This is a genomic window from Paramagnetospirillum sp., assembly GCF_058402745.1.
This window is the reverse complement of the sequence record NZ_JBZVFI010000014.1, coordinates 87889-105609: the sequence shown is the minus strand read 5'-3', so window position 1 is coordinate 105609 and position 17721 is coordinate 87889. Positions and strand designations below refer to the sequence as shown.

18 protein-coding genes and 1 tRNA gene are annotated in these 17721 nt (G+C 68.1%); 10 read left to right on the top strand and 9 right to left on the bottom strand.

Annotated features, from left to right (window positions below; translation table 11 throughout):
* Positions 1–18 precede the first annotated feature (18 nt).
* The 6 genes from ACV4UZ_RS11755 to ACV4UZ_RS11730 all read left to right on the top strand — a co-directional run bounded on the left by ACV4UZ_RS11755 (position 19) and on the right by ACV4UZ_RS11730 (position 7176).
* Positions 19–1815, top strand: a complete 1797-nt coding sequence (locus ACV4UZ_RS11755) for a PHA/PHB synthase family protein (RefSeq protein ID WP_491601008.1) — start codon at positions 19–21, stop codon at positions 1813–1815.
* 193 nt (positions 1816–2008) lie between these two features.
* The gene (locus ACV4UZ_RS11750; RefSeq protein WP_491601007.1) at positions 2009–3325 is read left to right on the top strand and encodes an NAD(P)/FAD-dependent oxidoreductase; all 1317 of its coding nucleotides are present in this window, start codon (positions 2009–2011) and stop codon (positions 3323–3325) included.
* A complete protein-coding gene (locus ACV4UZ_RS11745) occupies positions 3322–4107 on the top strand; it encodes a DUF1365 domain-containing protein (protein WP_491601006.1) in 786 nt (261 codons plus the stop codon). The genes ACV4UZ_RS11750 and ACV4UZ_RS11745 overlap by 4 nt, the downstream gene beginning before the upstream one ends.
* The gene (locus ACV4UZ_RS11740) at positions 4104–5324 is read left to right on the top strand and encodes a class I SAM-dependent methyltransferase (RefSeq protein WP_491601005.1); all 1221 of its coding nucleotides are present in this window, start codon (positions 4104–4106) and stop codon (positions 5322–5324) included. The genes ACV4UZ_RS11745 and ACV4UZ_RS11740 overlap by 4 nt, the downstream gene beginning before the upstream one ends.
* Positions 5321–6643 carry an MFS transporter gene (locus tag ACV4UZ_RS11735; protein WP_491601004.1) on the top strand — a complete coding sequence of 441 codons (1323 nt, stop codon included), beginning with the start codon at positions 5321–5323 and terminating at the stop codon, positions 6641–6643. Before ACV4UZ_RS11740 ends, ACV4UZ_RS11735 begins: the two co-directional genes overlap by 4 nt.
* 47 nt (positions 6644–6690) lie before the next feature.
* Complete coding sequence (locus tag ACV4UZ_RS11730) at positions 6691–7176, top strand: DUF3833 domain-containing protein (protein ID WP_491601003.1); 486 nt, start codon at positions 6691–6693, stop codon at positions 7174–7176.
* Here the strand turns inward: ACV4UZ_RS11730 and ACV4UZ_RS11725 are convergent.
* The 7 genes from ACV4UZ_RS11725 to ACV4UZ_RS11695 form a co-directional block, all read right to left on the bottom strand.
* Positions 7148–7567, bottom strand: a complete 420-nt coding sequence (locus ACV4UZ_RS11725; RefSeq protein ID WP_491601002.1) for a nuclear transport factor 2 family protein — start codon at positions 7565–7567, stop codon at positions 7148–7150. The genes ACV4UZ_RS11730 and ACV4UZ_RS11725 overlap by 29 nt on opposite strands.
* A complete protein-coding gene (locus ACV4UZ_RS11720) occupies positions 7564–8295 on the bottom strand; it encodes an SDR family NAD(P)-dependent oxidoreductase (protein WP_491601001.1) in 732 nt (243 codons plus the stop codon). The genes ACV4UZ_RS11725 and ACV4UZ_RS11720 overlap by 4 nt, the downstream gene beginning before the upstream one ends.
* Positions 8292–8906 (bottom strand): DUF6134 family protein, encoded by a 615-nt coding sequence (locus ACV4UZ_RS11715; RefSeq protein ID WP_491601000.1) that lies wholly within the window; start codon positions 8904–8906, stop codon positions 8292–8294. Before ACV4UZ_RS11715 ends, ACV4UZ_RS11720 begins: the two co-directional genes overlap by 4 nt.
* 40 nt (positions 8907–8946) lie before the next feature.
* The gene (locus ACV4UZ_RS11710) at positions 8947–9597 is read right to left on the bottom strand and encodes a ChrR family anti-sigma-E factor (protein ID WP_491600999.1); all 651 of its coding nucleotides are present in this window, start codon (positions 9595–9597) and stop codon (positions 8947–8949) included.
* On the bottom strand, positions 9594–10178 hold the full coding sequence (locus ACV4UZ_RS11705; protein ID WP_491600998.1) for a sigma-70 family RNA polymerase sigma factor: 585 nt from the start codon (positions 10176–10178) through the stop codon (positions 9594–9596). Before ACV4UZ_RS11705 ends, ACV4UZ_RS11710 begins: the two co-directional genes overlap by 4 nt.
* 108 nt (positions 10179–10286) lie before the next feature.
* Complete coding sequence (locus ACV4UZ_RS11700; RefSeq protein ID WP_491600997.1) at positions 10287–10436, bottom strand: hypothetical protein; 150 nt, start codon at positions 10434–10436, stop codon at positions 10287–10289.
* 178 nt (positions 10437–10614) lie between these two features.
* Positions 10615–10688, bottom strand: a tRNA-Gln gene (locus tag ACV4UZ_RS11695).
* Between the two features lie 224 nt (positions 10689–10912).
* Between ACV4UZ_RS11695 and ACV4UZ_RS11690 the strand changes: the two genes are divergently transcribed.
* The gene (locus ACV4UZ_RS11690) at positions 10913–11914 is read left to right on the top strand and encodes a Ppx/GppA phosphatase family protein (protein ID WP_491600996.1); all 1002 of its coding nucleotides are present in this window, start codon (positions 10913–10915) and stop codon (positions 11912–11914) included.
* A complete protein-coding gene (locus ACV4UZ_RS11685; RefSeq protein ID WP_491600995.1) occupies positions 11914–12651 on the top strand; it encodes an RlmE family RNA methyltransferase in 738 nt (245 codons plus the stop codon). Before ACV4UZ_RS11690 ends, ACV4UZ_RS11685 begins: the two co-directional genes overlap by 1 nt.
* Positions 12652–12658: 7 nt before the next feature.
* On the opposite strand, the gene ACV4UZ_RS11680 is transcribed toward ACV4UZ_RS11685, so the two are convergent.
* Positions 12659–13108: a host attachment protein gene (locus tag ACV4UZ_RS11680; protein WP_491600994.1), complete on the bottom strand. Its 450-nt coding sequence runs from the start codon at positions 13106–13108 to the stop codon at positions 12659–12661.
* 192 nt (positions 13109–13300) lie between these two features.
* Here ACV4UZ_RS11680 and guaB point away from each other — a divergent pair, with 192 nt between their 5' ends.
* Both guaB and ACV4UZ_RS11670 read left to right on the top strand, forming a co-directional pair.
* On the top strand, positions 13301–14761 hold the full coding sequence (guaB, locus tag ACV4UZ_RS11675) for an IMP dehydrogenase (RefSeq protein ID WP_491600993.1): 1461 nt from the start codon (positions 13301–13303) through the stop codon (positions 14759–14761).
* 191 nt (positions 14762–14952) lie between these two features.
* Complete coding sequence (locus tag ACV4UZ_RS11670; RefSeq protein ID WP_491600992.1) at positions 14953–16284, top strand: RsmB/NOP family class I SAM-dependent RNA methyltransferase; 1332 nt, start codon at positions 14953–14955, stop codon at positions 16282–16284.
* On the opposite strand, the gene ACV4UZ_RS11665 is transcribed toward ACV4UZ_RS11670, so the two are convergent.
* Positions 16277–17593, bottom strand: coding sequence for a tetratricopeptide repeat protein (locus ACV4UZ_RS11665; protein ID WP_491600991.1), 1317 nt, complete (start codon positions 17591–17593; stop codon positions 16277–16279). The two genes, ACV4UZ_RS11670 and ACV4UZ_RS11665, sit on opposite strands and share 8 nt — an antisense overlap.
* Between the last annotated feature and the right edge of the window lie 128 nt (positions 17594–17721).

The window sequence follows — 17721 nt, the reverse complement described above, 5'->3', positions numbered from 1 at the left end:
CGTAAAAAGGGGTAGCTGATGGCTGAGCAGACGGGCGCCGATTCCAAGATGATCGATCCGGCGGAACTCTCCAAGGCGATGACCAACATCGCCGAACGGTCGCAGCGCATCGTGGCCGACTTCCTCACCCGTCAGGCGGCGGATCCCACGGCGGCGACGGCCGATCCGCTGAACATCGGCAACGCCTTCATGGAAATGACCGCCAAGCTGATGAGCGATCCGGCCAAGCTGGTCGAGGCCAATCTCAACCTGTGGCAGGACTACATGTCGCTGTGGCAGAACACGGCGCGCCGCATGCTGGGCGAGGAAACCCAGCCGGTGGTGGCGCCCGATTCGGGGGACCGCCGCTTCAAGGACGAGATGTGGCAGGAGAATGAAATCTTCGACTTCATCAAGCAGTCCTACCTGCTGTCGGCCCGCTGGATGCAGGGCATGGTGAAGAACGTCGAGGGCCTGGACGACCACACCGCCAAGAAGGTGGATTTCTATACCCGCCAATTCGTGGACGCCATGGCGCCCAGCAATTTCGTGCTGACCAACCCGGAGGTGCTGCGCGCCACCGTGGAAAGCCGGGGCGAGAACCTGCTGAAGGGCCTGAACAACCTGCTGGACGATCTGGAGCGCGGCAAGGGCAACCTGGCCATCAAGATGACCGATTACGACGCCTTCAAGGTGGGCGACAACATCGCCGTCACCCCGGGCAAGGTGGTCTTCCAGACCGACCTGATGCAGCTGATCCAGTACGACCCCAGCACGGAACAGGCGTTCGAGAAGCCGCTGCTGATCCTGCCGCCGTGGATCAACAAGTTCTACATCCTGGACCTGCGCCCGAAGAACTCGCTGATCAAGTGGGCGGTGGACCAGGGCCACACCGTGTTCGTCATCTCCTGGGTCAATCCGGACGAGAAGCTGGCCCACAAGGGCTTCGGCGACTACATGCTGGAAGGCCCGCTGGCCGCCATCGACGCCATCGAGAAGATCACCGGCTCGAAGCAGGTCAACGCCGCCGGCTATTGCCTGGGCGGCACGCTGCTGGCCTGCACCCTGGCCTATCTCGCCGCCAAGGGCGAGGACCGCATCGCCTCGGCCACCTTCTTCACCACCATGACCGACTTCAAGGAGCCGGGCGAGTTGGGGGTGTTCATCGACGAGGAGCAGCTCTCGGCCCTGGAAACCCGCATGAACCAGGCGGGCTACCTGGACGGCCGCGACATGGCCACCACCTTCAACATGATGCGCGCCAACGACCTGATCTGGTCGTTCGTGGTCAACAACTACCTGCTGGGCAAGGATCCGTTCCCGTTCGACCTGCTGTACTGGAACTCGGACTCCACCCGCATGCCGGCCGCCATGCACAGCTTCTACCTGCGCAAGATGTACCAGGAGAACAGGCTGGTCGAGCCGGGCGGCATCGAGCTGAACGGGGTCAAGATCGACCTTCGCAACATCAAGACCCCCATCTACATGCTGTCCACCCGCGAGGACCACATCGCGCCGTGGCAGAGCACCTACGCCCTTACCCAGCACGTTTCCGGACCGATCAAGTTCGTGCTGTCGGCCTCGGGCCACATCGCCGGCGTGGTCAATCCGCCCGCCGCCAACAAGTACTGCTACTGGACCAACGCCAAGAAGCCCAAGAACCCCGAGGTCTGGCTGGCCGGAGCCACCCAGGTGGACGGTTCGTGGTGGACCGACTGGCAGAAGTGGGTCGAGAAGTATGCCGGCAAGCAGGTCCCCGCCCGCGTGCCCGGCTCCGGCAAGCTCAAGGCCATCGAGGCGGCCCCGGGCTCCTACGTGCGCGTCAAGGCGGTGTAAACCGCCATATCTGACCGGTCGGTATCGAAAGGCGGCTCCCGCGGGAGCCGCCTTTTTTGTTGCCCCACCCCCTTGGCGCATCCGCCGTGGGGGCGCGCCGTTCCATCAAGACTCGTCCGGCGCTCCACGGTAGTGATCCAACCCGGCGATTGCCACGTAAGAGGAAGAAGACACACACCGCAGGGGGCCTTCCATGACCGTGCAACAGACGCGAAGCGCATCGCCCAGGCTGGCGATCATCGGCTCGGGCGCCGCCGCCCTGGGGGCGGCGTGGTCGCTGTCCCGCCGTTTCGATGTCACCCTGTTCGAAAAGAACGCCCATATCGGCGGCCATGCCAACACGGTCGAGGTGGAAGGGCGGAACGGCGAGCCGGTCGCGGTGGATACCGGGTTCATCGTCTACAACGAGCGCACCTATCCCAACCTGATCCGCATGTTCGACCGTCTCGGCGTGCCCACCCGGGGAACCGACATGTCGTTCGGAGTATCGCTGGACGACGGCGCCATGGAGTATTCGGGCGAAAGCCTGTCTGGCCTGTTCGGACAGCCCGCCAATCTGGCCCGGCCCCGCTTCTTCGGCATGGTCGCCGACATTCTCCGGTTCTATCGCAACGCGCCCAAGGTGCTGGCGCAGCCCGAGCCCGGCCCCAGCCTGGGCGAGTATCTCCGGGCCAACGGCTACGGCACGGCCTTCGTCAATGACCATCTGCTGCCCATGGCGGCCGCCATTTGGTCCGCGCCGGCCGCGACCATGATGGATTTCCCCGTCATCAGTTTCGTGCGGTTCTGCTCCAATCACGGATTGCTGCAACTGGCGGACAGGCCGCAATGGCGAACCGTGGTCGGCGGCAGTCGGGAATACGTCCGCCGTCTGATGGCCGACACGCCCTGCCGTGTTCTGCTGAATTCTCCCGTTTCCTCCATCCGGCGCCTGGAGACCGGAGTCGAGGTCGTCGGTCCCGACGGCAAGGGCGAGATGTTCGACCAGGTCGTCATCGGCAGCCATGCCGACGAGGCCCTGGCCATGCTGGCCGAGCCGTCGAGAGCGGAGCGCCAGCTGCTGGGGGCCTTCGGCTACCAGAAGAACCTGGCGGTTCTGCACGGGGATGCGGCGTTGATGCCGAAACGTCGGCGGCTGTGGGCCTCCTGGAACTATCTGGGCCGCACCGGCCCGGACGGTGACCGCCGACTCTGCGTCAGCTACTGGATGAACCGCCTGCAATCGCTCGATGCCGAAGTGCCGCTGTTCGTCACCCTCAACCCCATCGCCCTCCCCCGCGAGGACACCGTCCTCGCCAGCTTCATCTATCACCACCCCATGTTCGACGGCCCGGCGATGGCGGCACAGCACCGACTGAACGAGATTCAGGGGGTCAACCGCGTCTGGTTCTGCGGCTCGTATTTCGGCTACGGCTTTCACGAGGACGCCTTCGCGTCCGGCCTGCGCGTGGCCGAGGCGCTGGAATGCCCAGCCCCCTGGCGGGACAGCATGGCAAGGGCCGCGGAATGAGTGCCGCCAGGGTCTCGTGCCTCTATCGGGGTCAGGTGATGCATCATCGCCTGGCCCCGGTGGGACATCGCTTCATCTACCAGGTGGCGTCGCTGCTGGTCGACCTGGACGAATTGGACCAGCTTCGCCTGGCCCTGCTCTCCCACAATCGGGCCAACCTTTTTTCCATCCATGACCGCGACCTCGGCGAGGGAGGCGACCCGCGCGCCTGGATCGGCGACCAGTTGCGACGCCACGGCATGGCCCTGCCGGGCGGTTCCATCCGCGTCCACCTGTTTCCCCGCGTGCTGGGAATGGGCTTCACCCCGTTGACCACCTGGTTCTGTCACGCCGCCGATGGCGGTCTGGCGGCGATTCTCTACGAGGTCCACAACACCTTCGGCGAACGGCATGGCTATCTGGTTCGCACCGACGGCGATCAACGCCGCACCCTGCGCCACGCCGCCGGCAAATGTTTTCACGTTTCGCCCTTCATCGGCCTGGAGGGTGAGTATGCCTTCGCGGTCCGGGCGCCGGGCGAGAGCTTCGCCCTCTCCATCCGTGAATGCGACCGCCAGACCGGCCAGCCCATCCTGGTCGCCAGCCATGTGGCGCGTCGGGTCGAGTTGACCGATGGAGCGCTGGCGCAAGCGGCGCTCGCCTATCCGCTGCTGCCGCTCAAGATCGTGGGCGGCATCCATTGGGAGGCGTTGCGCATCTGGCTGAAGGGCGGAGTTTTCCACCGAAAGCCGGCCCCTCCACCCGCCCTGGTTTCCCTGATCGACAATGGGGGTGTTCCATGACCGTTCAGTCGCGACTGTTGCCGACCCTGGCTTGCGCCTTCCGCCGTCCCGAGGACCTGCTGATCTCCATCTTCGGCCATCGCCTGCCCGCGGGGGAATTGACCGTGATCCTGCCGGGCGGCGCCGTCCGAGTGTTTTCGGGCGATGCGCCCGGCCCCAGGGCGGTCATGCGTATCAATCGTCTCAGAACCCTGCGGCGGCTGCTGACCGGAGGTGCGGTCGGTCTGGGCGAGGCCTACATGGACGGCGACTGGGACAGCCCGGACCTGACGGCGGTGCTCGAACTGGGCGACATCAACGACCAGGCCATGGGCAATGCCTTCGACGGCCACCCGCTGCTTCGGCTGGCCCTGACCCTTTGGCACCGGTTCCACGACAATTCCCGCACCGGCAGCAGACGCAACATCGAAGCCCACTATGATCTCGGCAACGCGTTCTATTCCCAGTGGCTGGATGCGGGGATGACCTATTCCGCCGCCCTGTTCTCGGACCGCGCCGAAAGCCTGGCCTCGGCCCAGGAACGGAAGTACCGGGCGCTGGCCGAGGATATCGGCCTCGCGCCGGGAATGAAGGTGCTGGAGATCGGCTGCGGATGGGGCGGCTTCGCCGAGTTGATGATCCGCGACTACGGAGTAAGCGTGGTGGGACTGACCCTGTCGCGGGAGCAGCATGCCTGGGCGACGCGGCGGCTGGCCGAAGCCGGCTGCGCCGGGCGGGCCGACATCCGGCTTCAGGATTACCGCGACGTGGACGGCCGGTTCGACCGCATCGTCTCGGTCGAAATGATCGAGGCGGTGGGGGAGCGGTGGTGGCCGACCTATTTCGGCGCCATCCATGACCGGCTGGCGCCGGGCGGCAAGGCGGGCCTTCAGGCCATCACCATCGCCGACGACCGCTTCGACTCCTATCGGCGCGGCTGCGACTTCATCCAGCGCCACGTCTTTCCTGGCGGCATGCTGCCCTCGCCCCGGGCGATTCAGGCCAGCGCGGACAAGGCTGGACTTGGGCTCGCCACCTCCCGCTGCTTCGGCGCGGATTACGAACGGACGCTGGAACTCTGGGAACACGATTTCCAGAAGGCCTGGCCATCCATCGCGGGGTTGGGCTTCGACACTCGTTTCAAGCGGCTGTGGGAATTCTACATGGCCTATTGCCGCGCCGGATTCCGCACCGGCGCCGTCGATGTCCGCCACCTGGTCCTGAGCCGCCCGTCATGAGGCTGAGCCCCGCCCGCCTCGCCGCCTACGGATTGCCGGCATTGCCCCTGGCGGCGCTGGGCATACCGGTTCATGTCCACCTCCCCACCTTCTACGCCGAGGATTTGGGCCTGGGCCTGGGCGCGGTGGGAGGAGCCCTGCTGGTTGCACGCATGATCGACGTGGCGGCGGACCCGGTCATCGGGCTGGCCTGCGACGGCGGCCGGGGCGGACGGCGCCGCGGCTGGCTGCTGGCCGGGCTGCCGCTGCTGGTGCTGGCGGGCTGGCGCCTGTTCCTGCCCTCCGAGGGGGTGGGGACCGGCTATCTGCTCGCCTGGTCGGGCATCTTCCATCTGGGGCTGACCATGGCCCTGGTTCCCTATCAGGCCTGGGGAGCGGAACTGTCGGCCGATTACGGAGAGCGCACGCGCATCGCCGCCTGGCGGGAGGGATTCGCCCTGGTCGGCGTATTGCTGGCGGTGGCGGGGCCCGCGATGCTGGAGATGCCCCGAGCCGATACCCTGGCCGCATTCTTCGTTCCGGCGGCGGGTATCCTCATACTGGCGGCTCTTGCCGTCGTCGCCCTGGTGCCCGAGGTTCCTGCGCCTCCGGTGCGCGGACGAAGCCCGGCCGCCTCGCTGTCGCCGCTGCTGCGCAACCGCCCTTTCCGCCACCTGATCGTGGCCCAGGCACTCAACGCCATGGCCAACGCCCTGCCCGCGACCCTGTTCCTGATGTATGTGGGCGACGGCCTCGGACGCCCCGACCTGGCCGGGCCTCTGTTGCTGCTCTATTTCGTCGCCGCCATCGCCGGGGTTCCGCTGTGGGCGCGCGTCGCCGCCCGCATGGGAAAGCATCCGGCCTGGAGGCTGTCCCTGGCCTTGACCGCTCTGGCCTTCGTTCCAGCGGCGCTGCTCGAGCCGGGACACTGGCCGCTTTTCGCCGCCATCTGCGTTCTGACCGGCCTGGGCCTCGCCGCCGACCTCGCGCTTCCGGCCGCCATCCTGGCCGACGTGATTGACGAACACGCCGCCATGGGCGGAGGCGGTCGGGCCGGCCTCTACGTGGCGCTGTGGAGTCTGACCGGCAAGCTGGCCCTGGCCCTGGCGGTGGGCATCGCCTTTCCCGTGCTCGATTTGGCCGGCTTCGCCCCGGGAACGATGAACTCGGATCGGGCGCTGCTGACGCTGGGGCTGCTTTACGCCGGCGTGCCGGTGGGGCTGAAGCTGGCCGCGGTGGCGGCCATGCGCGGCTTCACCCTCGATCGGACGCGGCAGGCGCAACTGCGCCACCAGATCGAAACCCTGTCGGAGGCTCGAGCATGTCACCGCGTTCCATGATCAGGTCCCTGTTTCCTTGCCTCTTCCTGCTGTGGGGATGTTCGAGCATGACACCCGCCGATTTCGCCGACGCCCAGCCCCGCCTGGTGCTGGAGGACTATTTTTCCGGTCGCACCCGTGCCTGGGGCCTGTTCCAGGACCGCTTCGGCACCGTCCGGCGCCAGTTCACCGTCGACATCAGCGGCGAGTGGAACGGCGAACGGCTGGTCCTGGACGAACGCTTCGTCTACAGCGATGGGGAAACCGACCGGCGAATCTGGACCATCCGCAAGCTGCCCGACGGCCGCTATGCGGGAGAGGCGGCGGACGTGGTCGGCGAGGCCCGTGGCGAGAGTGCCGGAAATGCGCTGAACTGGGCCTATGTCATGGATCTCAAGGTTGGCGACGGGACGCTGCGTGTCGCCTTCGACGACTGGATGTTCCTGCAGCCGGGCGGCGCCATGATCAACCGCGCCCGCGTCACCAAGTGGGGGTTCGATATCGGCGAGGTGACGCTGTTCTTCATCAAGCCGGAAGGGAAAGACGCGTCCTGACCAGGCGGATCGCGGCGCCCAGCACGGGCACGCGGCCATAGACCTGGGTGGAGGCGTCCCAGTGGTCCCGATGCAGAACCACCTTGCCGTCCGGGGAGAAGCGTATCTCGCTCATGCCCTCGACCTGCAGCGGCCGACCGGCGATGGTGGCCGAGAACGTCCAGCGCAGATACCCCGCGTCCCGGCCCTCGGCCAGATCCTCGACCCGGAAGAGGGGCTGGCCGACATGGCGGAACATATGGGTCAGCAAAGCCTCGAACCGCCCGATGCCGCAAAGGTCGTTGAACGGATCGATGAAGCGGAGGGCGGGATCGCACAGAGTGCGCGCCGCCCCGATGCCGTCGGGGGAAAGCGTCTCCCAGAACCGCCCCCATTTCTCCAGGCCCGTCATAATCCGGTCGCCTTGTGCATCAGGGGGAAGTAGAGCCGGTCCGGCAACAGGCGCAACAGCTTCATGACCAGGGCGAAACGCCGGGGAAAGGCGGTTTCGAACCGGCCGGACGCAAGCCCGCGCCGGATGGCCCGGGCGGCCGCCTCGGCCGTGATCAGGTCCGGCATGGGAAATGGATTCCCGCGGGTCAGGGGCGTATCCACGAAGCCGGGATTGACCAGGCTGACGGCGACGCCAGTGCCGTCAAGGTCGAGCTTGAGGGATTCCGCCAGGGCGATCAGACCGGCCTTGCTGGCACAATAGCCCGCCGCCGTGGGCAGGCCGCGATACCCCGCCACCGAGGAAACGATCACCAGATGGCCGGCATGGCGCTCCAGCATGCCCGGCAACAGCGCAGCCACGCAGTGCACCACTCCCATCAGGTTGGTCTCGACCAGATCGCGGATCACGGCGGCGTCCAGCAACCGGGCGGGAGTCGGAGCGTGGGTGCCCGCGCACAGGATGGCGGTGTCGATGGGCGGCATGGCCGCCACCGCCCGGCCTACGGCCAGGGGATCCGTGACGTCGAGGGGAATCGCGGTGATCCCGGGACGCCGCGCCGCCAGGGCGTCGAGGGGCGAGGGTCTGCGGCCGCTGGCCAGAACCCGGTGACCATCCGCGGCGAGCAAGAGGGCGAGCGCCTCCCCGATACCGCTTCCCGCTCCGGTGATCCAGGTGGTCCCGGTCATGGTCCGTTGCCCGTCATCCGGGGCGGCGGAACGTAGACGAAGTCGGCCCCCTTGTGGCGGAACCGCATCCCTGACCATCGCCCCTGGGGCGTATAGGCGATCTCCAGGTTCAGTTCCCCCTCGAGCCGCCAATGACCCGGGCCGACGGCAACACGCCGGACGTCAAGCAGGCGACCTTCCTGGGAATCCAGCAAGGGCCTCTCCTCGGCCAACGCGGGGGTCCAGTAGCTGGTGGGGATGGTGTCGCCGGGGACGAGGAACTCGCCCTTGGCGCCCTTGACCCGCAGCATGTCCCCTTCGCGGCGGATGGACACGGACAGAGCCTCGCCGTCATCGTCCGTGCGCGATTCCAGCCCGATCAGGCGGCCATCGAGCCAGACCTCCCGGCTGTCGTGGCGGTAGCGGTAGAGGGGAATGGGGCCGAATGCCACGTCCAGGGCGATGGTGACGTGAACCCGCGTCTCGGCGCCGTCGCTTTCCACCTCGACCCGGTGGGTTCCGATGGGAGTGCCTTCGCGCAGAACCGTGAACGCGGCCGACTGGCTCGCCCCGGCCGGGACCGATGCCGCGAACAGCACGAAGAGGGCTATCAGGAAGGCGGGAACGGGCATGGCAAGTTGGCCTTTTCCTTCGGGCCGCGGGGCGCGGAGGTCAGAAGTCGAGAAAGGGGTTGACCAGCAATCCGACAAGACCGGTCAGCCTCAACGGCCCATCGGTCACCGCCAGGCACAGGCAGGTCTGGCCCCCTTCCGCCACCGGGCTGTGGACGGTCCCGGCATCGGCGAAGGCGACGTCGCCCCGGCCGATGTCGTGGCCTCGATCGGTGAAGCCCCCTTGCAGGACCAGGGTCAGCTCCCGACCGCCGTGCCCATGCTCGGGGATGACGATTCCCGCACCGATGCGCATCAACCGCGCCCTCGCGCCTCGGGATTCGACCAGCAGCGTCTGCTCGATTCCGCGCCCCAACCGCTTCCATGGCAGCGCGTCGAGCCCCGCCGCCGTGTAGTGGAGCAGCGGAGCCGGAAGCCCCCCCCGTCCAGGCGCGGGGCGTTGGCCCTGGCGTGGACGGGGGACGGCGGGATCAAGGCGACCGAGGATGGCGGTCAGGGCACCGTCGGCCAGGGCGGCAGGCGGAATGTCCTCCAACAGGGCTCCACCCATGGCCTCGGTCCGCGCCACTTCGGCACGGCAGCGCGGGCACAAGGTAAGATGGCTGGCGACCAGGAGGGCGGTCGCCTCGTCCAGGGAACCGGCGCCGTAGGCAAGCAGGGTCTCGTCGGGGGGATGATGGGACGCGCTCATGGCGGCGTATCTCCCAAGGTGGCGCGTATGCGCTTCATGGCCAGCCGGAGCCGTGACTTCACCGTGCCGAGCGGGAGCTTCAGCCGGGCGGCGATCTCGGCATGGGGGGTGTCCTCGTAGAAGGACAGCCGGACCACATCCGCCTGGTCTTGGGGCAAGGCGATCAGGGCGGCCCGCATCCGGCGCTCGCCCTGCTCGGTCGCCATGGCCGCTTCCGCCGATGGCGTCGGATCCACCACGAGCTCGGGGTCGTCGGGCTCGAATTCCGGTCGCCTTTCCCTGCGCAGCAGGTCGATGCGCAGGTTGCGGGCGATGGTGAAGATCCAGGTTCCGGCCCCGGCGCGCACCGGGTCGAAACTGGCCGCCTTGCGCCACACCGCCAGCATGGTCTCCTGGGCCAGTTCCTCGGCCACCATGTCCTCGGTGCCGAGGCGCAGGAGATAGCCCTTGATCCGGGGCGCATAATGCCGGAACAGCTCGGCGAACGCCTCGCGGTCACCGGTCTCGGCCACCGCCAGCAGCAGGTCGTTCATGCCGTCGGCGCCGTGGGCGGGCGTGGCGATATCGGTCTGGTGAGACAAGCGGCCGGTTCCGTGAATCATGCGCGACGGGAAAAGGCACATGCCTCCCACATCATCGACAGGGACCGGGAAAAAAGCCAGAGCCGATACCATTGCCGGGCTCCGCGCCTAACGCATCAGGCCGATGGCGGCGTTGGTCTCGTAGGTTTCGGCCAGCTTGCGCAGGACGGCGCCCGCTCCCTTGCGGGTAATGGCGATGGCGCGCAGCACGGCGGACAGTTCGACCAGTTGAGCTTCGGTCAGTTCGGGCTTGGGCATGACGCATCTCCAAAAAAGAGTCTCCGTCATCTCTTACGAAAGCCGCCGCCCATTGGATCACTGAAGGCCGCCGAACAATACCACACCCGACGCCAGGCCGTCGCAGGCTGCTTGGCGGACAGAGGTCACGTTGATTTCAAATGAAAAAACCGGCCTGATGGGCCGGTTTCGGAGAGATTGGCTGGGGGACTAGGATTCGAACCTAGACTGGCGGAGTCAGAGTCCGCTGTCCTACCGTTAGACGATCCCCCACCAGTCGGGCTGGTGGTCCGCGTTCCCGGCGAAGGCCGGGGTGACCACGAGAGGCGCACCTTCTAACACAGGCCTTCCGCCGGATCAATGGCGAAAGAGCGATGGCCGGAATTGGCCGCAAAGGGGCGGAAATCCGGGGAAATCCGGGGCTTGGGACTGGATGCTTCCCAGCCGAGGCCGTTTGGGGGTAACATCCGCCGCCCCGAATTGCAGAGTTCTCCGTATTGGCTTACGCCTCGTCGTCTTCTTCCCGCAGCGCGCCGGTTTACGCCGCCCTCGACCTCGGCACCAACAATTGCCGGATGCTGGTGGCGCGCCCCCAGGGCCGCGCCTTCAAGGTGATCGACGCCTTTTCCCGCGTCACCCGCCTGGGCGAGGGGTTGAGCGCCAGCGGCGTGCTGTCCGAGCCGGCCATGGCCCGCACCCTGGATGCCCTGGAGGCCTGCGCCGAGAAGATGGAGAGGAACCGGGTGAGCCGTGCCCGGCTGGTGGCCACCGAGGCCTGCCGCCGCGCCCGCAACGGCGCCGAGTTCACCGCCCGCATCACCGAGCGCACCGGGCTCAAGCCCGACATCATCAGCCCCAGCGAGGAAGCCGGACTGGCGCTGGGCGGCTGCGCGTCGCTGCTCGACCCGCATGTGCCGTGGGCGCTGGTCTTCGACATCGGCGGCGGCTCCACCGAGCTGGTCTGGGTACAGAATTCACCGCTGGGCCAGCATGTGGTGGGCATCCAGTCCATTCCCACCGGCGTGGTCACCCTGGCCGAGCAATGGGCGCACGAACTGGCCTCCAATTCCGGCTATGCCCGGGTGGTCGATCGCATCGGCGCCGCCTTCCGCCCGTTCGAGGCGCTGCACACCATCGGAGCCATGCTGGCCGGCAACATGGTGCAGATGCTGGGCACGTCCGGAACCGTCACCACCCTGGGGGCCCTGCATCTGGGGCTCGAGCGCTATGACCGTTCCCAGGTGGACGGGCTGGAGCTGGGCTTCGCCGACATCGCCGCCGTGACCCGCAAGCTGGCCTCCATGACCCACGACCAGCGCGCCGCCCATCCCTGCATCGGGCCGGAGAGGGCCGATCTGGTGGTGGCGGGCTGCGCCATCCTCGAGGCGCTGTGCCGGCTGTGGCCGCTGGGCCGCCTCAAGGTCGCCGATCGCGGCGTGCGCGAGGGCGTGCTGCTGAACATGATGCGCGAAGACGGAACCCTGGGGGCGCGGAACTGATGGCGACGGGTGGAAGCAGGAAAGGCTCGGGACGCACCACCGGCTCCGGCCCCGGCGGCGGCTCGCGCAATCTCACCGTCAAGGTGAAGACCGCCAAGAAGCGCAAGCTGTCCTCCACCCTGTGGCTGCAGCGCCAGCTCAACGACCCCTATGTCCGCGAGGCCAAGCGCCTGGGCTACCGCTCGCGCGCCGCCTTCAAGCTGATCCAGCTGGACGAACGCTTCCATATCCTGAAGCCCGGCCTGCGGGTCGTCGATCTGGGCGCCGCGCCCGGCGGCTGGACCCAGGTGGCGGTGGACAAGGTCGCGGCCTTGAAGCCCAAGGGCGGCGGCAAGGTCGTCGGCATGGACATCCTGGAATGGGATCCGCTGCCCGGCGCCATCACGCTGCAGGGCGACTTCCTGGCCGATGACGCCCCCGACCGTCTGAAGGAGGCCCTGGACGGCCCCGCCGACGTGGTGCTGTCCGACATGGCGGCGCCCACCACCGGGCACCCTTCCACCGACCACCTGCGCATCATCGGCCTGGTGGAGGTGGCGCTGCATTTCGCCATGGAGGTGCTGGCGCCCGGCGGCACCTTCGTGGCCAAGGTGTTCCAGGGCGGCACCGAGAAGACCCTGCTCGACCAGTTGAAGAAGAACTTCACCACGGTGCGCCACGCCAAGCCGCCGGCCTCGCGCCAGGGTTCGGCCGAGACCTATGTGGTGGCCACGGGTTTTCGCGGTTCCGCCGGGTAACGACCCCTCAGTGCCGCAGCGCCTCGCTCAGATGGCTCTGCATCTCGCGCGGGGTGGCGTGGGTCAGGTCCTTGACCACCTCCACCACCTCCATGCGGTGCCGGATGCCGGTAAAGTGCTTGCGCAGCTCACCCATCATGGCCGGCGGGGCGACCACCACCAGACGCTCGAACTGGTGATCGAGGGCGGCCCGATCCAGCTGGGCGGCCACCCGGCCGGCGAAGCGGCCCTTCTCCTCGTCCTGCCAGTCGCCCTCGTCATAGGCGTGGCGTCCCACCCCGGCGGAATCGAAGGTCCGTCCGGGACGGTCGGCGGTCATGCTGATGTTGTGAGCCCGGGACGGCGCCGCCAGCATGTAGTTCAAGGCCGGCACGATATCCCGTCCGGGGCCGTCGCAATGAAAGAACCGGGCACGGGTTCCATCGGCGACGCAAATCCAGATGCAGGGCTTGGGCATTCGACCCTCCCTCGCCGCGTGTTGAACGATGCTTCCCACCACCGCTCATTATAACACCGCCGGACGGGCGAAGGGGAAAGGGCATGGCGGCATTCCTTCCGGCACATGGCTCCCGGCGAGGCGATGCTTGAGCCATAGCCCCGAATGTGTATGATGGCGCGCCACTAACCGGACCCCACCACCGGAGGCGGCATGATCATCAAGGAAGCCCTTACATTCGACGACGTTCTGCTGGTCCCGGCGGAATCCTCGGTGCTGCCCGCGCAGGCGGACACCCGCACCCGGCTGACCAGGTCCATCGAACTGGGCATTCCCCTGCTGTCGGCCGCCATGGACACGGTGACCGAAAGCCGCCTGGCCATCGCGCTCGCCCAGGACGGCGGCATCGGCGTCATCCACAAGAACCTGGACATGGACGCCCAGGCCGCCGAGGTGCGCAAGGTCAAGAAGTTCGAGTCCGGCATGGTGGTCAACCCGCTGACCATCCACCCCGACCAGACCCTGGCCGATGCGCTGCGCCTGATGTCCGAGGCGAAGATTTCCGGCATTCCCGTGGTGGAACGGGGCTCGGGCAAGCTGGTGGGCATTCTCACCAACCGCGACGTGCGCTTCGCCAACGACGCCGCCCAGCCGGTCTACGAGCTGATGACCAAGGACGAGCTGGTCACCGTGCGCGAAGGCGTCGACAAGGAAGAGGCCAAGCGCCTTTTACACCAGCACCGCATCGAAAAGCTGCTGGTGGTGGACGGCGACTACCGCTGCATCGGGCTGGTCACCGTCAAGGACATGGAAAAGGCCCAGGCCCACCCCACCGCCGCCAAGGACGAGAAGGGACGCCTGCGCGTCGCCGCCGCCACCGGTGTGGGCAGTGACGGCTTCGCGCGGGCCATGAAGCTGATCGAGGCCGAGGTGGACGTCATCGTGGTCGACACCGCCCACGGCCACTCGCGCGGCGTCATCGACACCATCGCCGAGATCCGCAAGGCCTCGCCCCACATCCAGCTGGTGGGCGGCAACATCGCCACCCCGGAAGCGGCTCTGGCCCTGATCAAGGCCGGCGCCGACGCGGTCAAGGTGGGCATCGGGCCGGGCACCATCTGCACCACCCGCATGGTGGCCGGCGTGGGCGTGCCCCAGCTTTCCGCCATCATGGAAGTGGCCGAGGTGGCGCATAAGCACGGCGTCTCGGTGATCGCCGACGGCGGCATCAAGTATTCCGGCGACATCGCCAAGGCCATCGCGGCGGGCGCCGATTGCGTGATGATCGGCTCGCTGTTCGCCGGCACCGAGGAAAGCCCCGGCGAGGTGTTCCTGTACCAGGGCCGCTCGTACAAGTCCTATCGCGGCATGGGCTCCATCGGCGCCATGGCGCGCGGCTCGGCCGACCGCTATTTCCAGGCCGAGGTGGGCGACAAGCTGAAGCTGGTGCCCGAAGGGGTCGAGGGCCGCGTCCCCTACAAGGGCCCGGTCAGCACCGTCATCCACCAGATGATCGGCGGCCTGCGGGCCGGCATGGGCTACACCGGCAACGCCACCATCAAGGACATGCAGACCCGCTGCACCTTCCGCCGCATCACCTCGGCGGGCCTGCGCGAAAGCCACGTCCACGACGTGGCCATCACCAAGGAAGCGCCGAACTACAAGACCGATTAACGGGCGGGCCCTTCGCCCGGAGCCAAGCGACGCTTGCAGCCTCGGGCGAATTGCCGCATCTATCGGGTCTGGTACCGGCGAGCCGCTTCGGCTCGCCGTATTGCCCCTCGCCGGGCGCGCCCCTCCGGGCGCTTGGCCGCCGCCGCAATGGCGGCCGATACCGGCGATTATCAGGATGATGATTCGCCGGTATGACACCCGCCGCACGCCTTCAGGCCGCCATCGAGGTGCTTTCCGAAATCGAGAAGTCGGCCAAGCCGGCCGATTCGGTGGCATCGTTCTACTTCAAGCAGCGCCGCTACATCGGTGCCAAGGACCGCCGCGCCGTGGCCGAGACGGTGTGGCGGGTGCTGCGCCGCCGGGCCCGCCTGGACTGGTGGCTGGAGCATCTGGACCATCCCGAGCGCCCCGATGCCGAGGGCAAGGGCGGGGCGCGGGCCCGCGTATTGGCCGACATGGTGTTCGAGGGCATCCGGCCCGAGCCCGACCTGTTCCGGGGCCCCCATTCCGCCTATCCGCCCGAGCCGCCCGAGCGCCGGGTGCTGGACATGCTGGCCGGGCAGAAGAGCCTGTTCCACCGCGACATGCCGCCCCATGTGAAGGGCGAGTACCCCCAATGGATGACGCCGCGCCTCGCCGCCCTGTTCGGCGAGCGCCTGGATGCCGAGATGGGCGCCATGCGCGACGAGGCGCCGCTGGACCTGCGCGTCAACACCCTGAAGGCGACCCGCGACGAAGCCATCCGCGCCCTGGCCAAGGAAGGCATCAAGTCCGAACCCACCACGCTTTCGCCCATCGGCCTGCGCCTTTACGCCCGCGTGCCCCTGGTCCAGGTCCAGGCCTGGCGCAACGGGTTGATCGAGGTGCAGGACGAGGGTTCGCAGCTGGTGGCCCTGCTCACCGATCCCAAGCCGGGGCAGGCGGTGGTGGATTACTGCGCCGGCGCCGGCGGCAAGACCCTGGCCCTGGCCGCCGCCATGCAGAACAAGGGCCGTCTGGTGGCCTGCGACGTGGCCGAGTGGCGGGTCGACCGCGCCCAGGACCGCCTGCGCCGGGCCGGCGTCCACAACGTCACCCGCCGGGTGATCGAGGGCGAGTCCGACAAGTGGATCAAGCGCTCGGCCGGGTCCTTCGACCGGGTGCTGGTGGACGCGCCCTGCACCGGCACCGGCACCTGGCGCCGCAATCCCGACGCCAAGTGGCAGTTCGCCGAGAAGGACCTGCTGGAACTGGTGGCCCGCCAGGGCGCCATCCTGGAAAGCGCGGCGCGGCTGACCAAGCCGGGCGGGCGGCTGGTCTACGCCACCTGCTCCATCATGCGCGAGGAGAACGAGGAGCGGGTCGAGGCCTTCCTGGCCGCCCATCCCGATTACCGCCCGGTCCCGGTGCCGGAGATCTGGCCGGAAATCTTGGGTGAGCTGGCGGGCACGCCCTGCCCGGTATCCGGTCCCTGGCTGCGGCTGTCGCCGCTGGCCCACGGCACCGACGGCTTCTTCGCCGCCGTGCTGGAAAAGTTCAGCTGAAACGCCGGTCCAGGGCGGCCCGGACCCGGGCGACCACCCCCGGCCAGTCGCCCTGGGTCTCCTGTCGGAACAGCCGGACGCAATCGTACCACTCGCTGGTCTCGCCCCGGTCGGTCCAGCGCCAGCAGCACACCTTGTCCAGCAGGATCCAGGTGGGAATGCCCTGGGACGCCGTCAGATGGGCGATGGAGGTATCCACCGTCACCATCAGGTCGAGATGGGCGGCCAACCCCGCCGCCCGTGCCAGGTTGCCGCCGGCCATGGTGTCGCGTAAGCCCGGATGGCCGGGATGCTCGCCGTATTGCAGATTGATCCATTCCACCCGCCGATCGTCCAGCAGGGGCGCCAGGGCGGCGAAGGGAATGGAATGGGAGACGCCGCCCCAGGCCAGCCCCACCCGGGGACGGCCACCGGACGGGCCAAGGATCGCGGCGGCGCTCTCCACCAGCGCCTCCGGCGACCGGTAATAGGGCGGCGAGGCGATGGACACCGCCTCGCCCAGCCGGTTGAGCAGCCAGGGCGCCGACATCAGCGGCGTGCAGGCCACCGAGGTGATCCCCGGCGGCTTGACGATGACACTGGCCGGCTGCCCACGCAGAATCACCTGGTCGGCCAGCCCCTCCACCAGCGGGGCCAGCGGCTCCTGCACGCGGAGCACCACCCGGCCGCCGAAGCGCGCTTTCACCGCCGGCAGAAAGCGCAGAAACTGCAGGGTGTCGCCGAATCCCTGCTCGTCGTAGACCAGCAGAAGGCCGGTGGGATCGGGCGCGCCGGTCCAGTCGGGCTGGAAGCGTTCGGCTCCCTCGGCCACCCAGCGGTTCTCGTAAAGCTCGAAACCGCCCATCCAGTCGCCGCTCCGCAGCACCAGATTGCCGAGATAATAGCGCAGGCTGGGATCGCCCACCGGCCCCAGGGCCACCATGCGCCGCACGGTGTCGTGATCGCCCAGCCGCAGCGCGGCGGCCGCCACCCGCCGGACCACGTCGGTCATCTCCGGCCGGGCGGCCAGGGCGTCGCGGCACAGCGCGATGGCCCGCGCCCCCTGCCCCGCCGCGGTCAGGTGCTGCAGCAGCGTCGCCCAGATCCATTGGTCGCCGGGCGCCTCGCGCCCCAGGGCCAGCAGCGCCTCCACCGCCTCTTCGGCCCGGCCCTGGCCGAAGCGCAGCAGGCAGGCCAGGCGGCGCAGGTTGGGCTCGTCGGGCCGTGCCGCGATCTGCGGCTCGAGCAGGGCGGCGGCGTCGGCCACCCGTCCCTCGTTGAGGGCCTGATGGCCTTGCTGCAGGACGGCGAGGAAGTCCTGGTCGCTCATGGGTCTCCGTCCCAAGCCACGGATAGGGGGAGTCTAACCCGGAGAGCCGGCGGCGGCCAAAGAAAAGGCCGGCTCCCGTCGAGGGAACCGGCCGAGGATCGTCCTGGGGAGGATGGACGCGAAAGGAA

Excerpts from the sequence above, each read along its gene's own strand:
- ACV4UZ_RS11755 (WP_491601008.1), top strand. The coding sequence starts at position 19 with ATGGCTGAGCAGACGGGCGCCGATTCCAAGATGATCGATCCGGCGGAA.
- ACV4UZ_RS11750 (WP_491601007.1), top strand. The coding sequence starts at position 2,009 with ATGACCGTGCAACAGACGCGAAGCGCATCGCCCAGGCTGGCGATCATC.
- ACV4UZ_RS11745 (WP_491601006.1), top strand. The coding sequence starts at position 3,322 with ATGAGTGCCGCCAGGGTCTCGTGCCTCTATCGGGGTCAGGTGATGCAT.
- ACV4UZ_RS11740 (WP_491601005.1), top strand. The coding sequence starts at position 4,104 with ATGACCGTTCAGTCGCGACTGTTGCCGACCCTGGCTTGCGCCTTCCGC.
- ACV4UZ_RS11735 (WP_491601004.1), top strand. The coding sequence starts at position 5,321 with ATGAGGCTGAGCCCCGCCCGCCTCGCCGCCTACGGATTGCCGGCATTG.
- ACV4UZ_RS11730 (WP_491601003.1), top strand. The coding sequence starts at position 6,691 with ATGACACCCGCCGATTTCGCCGACGCCCAGCCCCGCCTGGTGCTGGAG.
- ACV4UZ_RS11725 (WP_491601002.1), bottom strand. The coding sequence starts at position 7,567 with ATGACGGGCCTGGAGAAATGGGGGCGGTTCTGGGAGACGCTTTCCCCC.
- ACV4UZ_RS11720 (WP_491601001.1), bottom strand. The coding sequence starts at position 8,295 with ATGACCGGGACCACCTGGATCACCGGAGCGGGAAGCGGTATCGGGGAG.
- ACV4UZ_RS11715 (WP_491601000.1), bottom strand. The coding sequence starts at position 8,906 with ATGCCCGTTCCCGCCTTCCTGATAGCCCTCTTCGTGCTGTTCGCGGCA.
- ACV4UZ_RS11710 (WP_491600999.1), bottom strand. The coding sequence starts at position 9,597 with ATGAGCGCGTCCCATCATCCCCCCGACGAGACCCTGCTTGCCTACGGC.
- ACV4UZ_RS11700 (WP_491600997.1), bottom strand. The coding sequence starts at position 10,436 with ATGCCCAAGCCCGAACTGACCGAAGCTCAACTGGTCGAACTGTCCGCC.
- ACV4UZ_RS11685 (WP_491600995.1), top strand. The coding sequence starts at position 11,914 with ATGGCGACGGGTGGAAGCAGGAAAGGCTCGGGACGCACCACCGGCTCC.
- ACV4UZ_RS11680 (WP_491600994.1), bottom strand. The coding sequence starts at position 13,108 with ATGCCCAAGCCCTGCATCTGGATTTGCGTCGCCGATGGAACCCGTGCC.
- guaB (WP_491600993.1), top strand. The coding sequence starts at position 13,301 with ATGATCATCAAGGAAGCCCTTACATTCGACGACGTTCTGCTGGTCCCG.
- ACV4UZ_RS11670 (WP_491600992.1), top strand. The coding sequence starts at position 14,953 with ATGACACCCGCCGCACGCCTTCAGGCCGCCATCGAGGTGCTTTCCGAA.
- ACV4UZ_RS11665 (WP_491600991.1), bottom strand. The coding sequence starts at position 17,593 with ATGAGCGACCAGGACTTCCTCGCCGTCCTGCAGCAAGGCCATCAGGCC.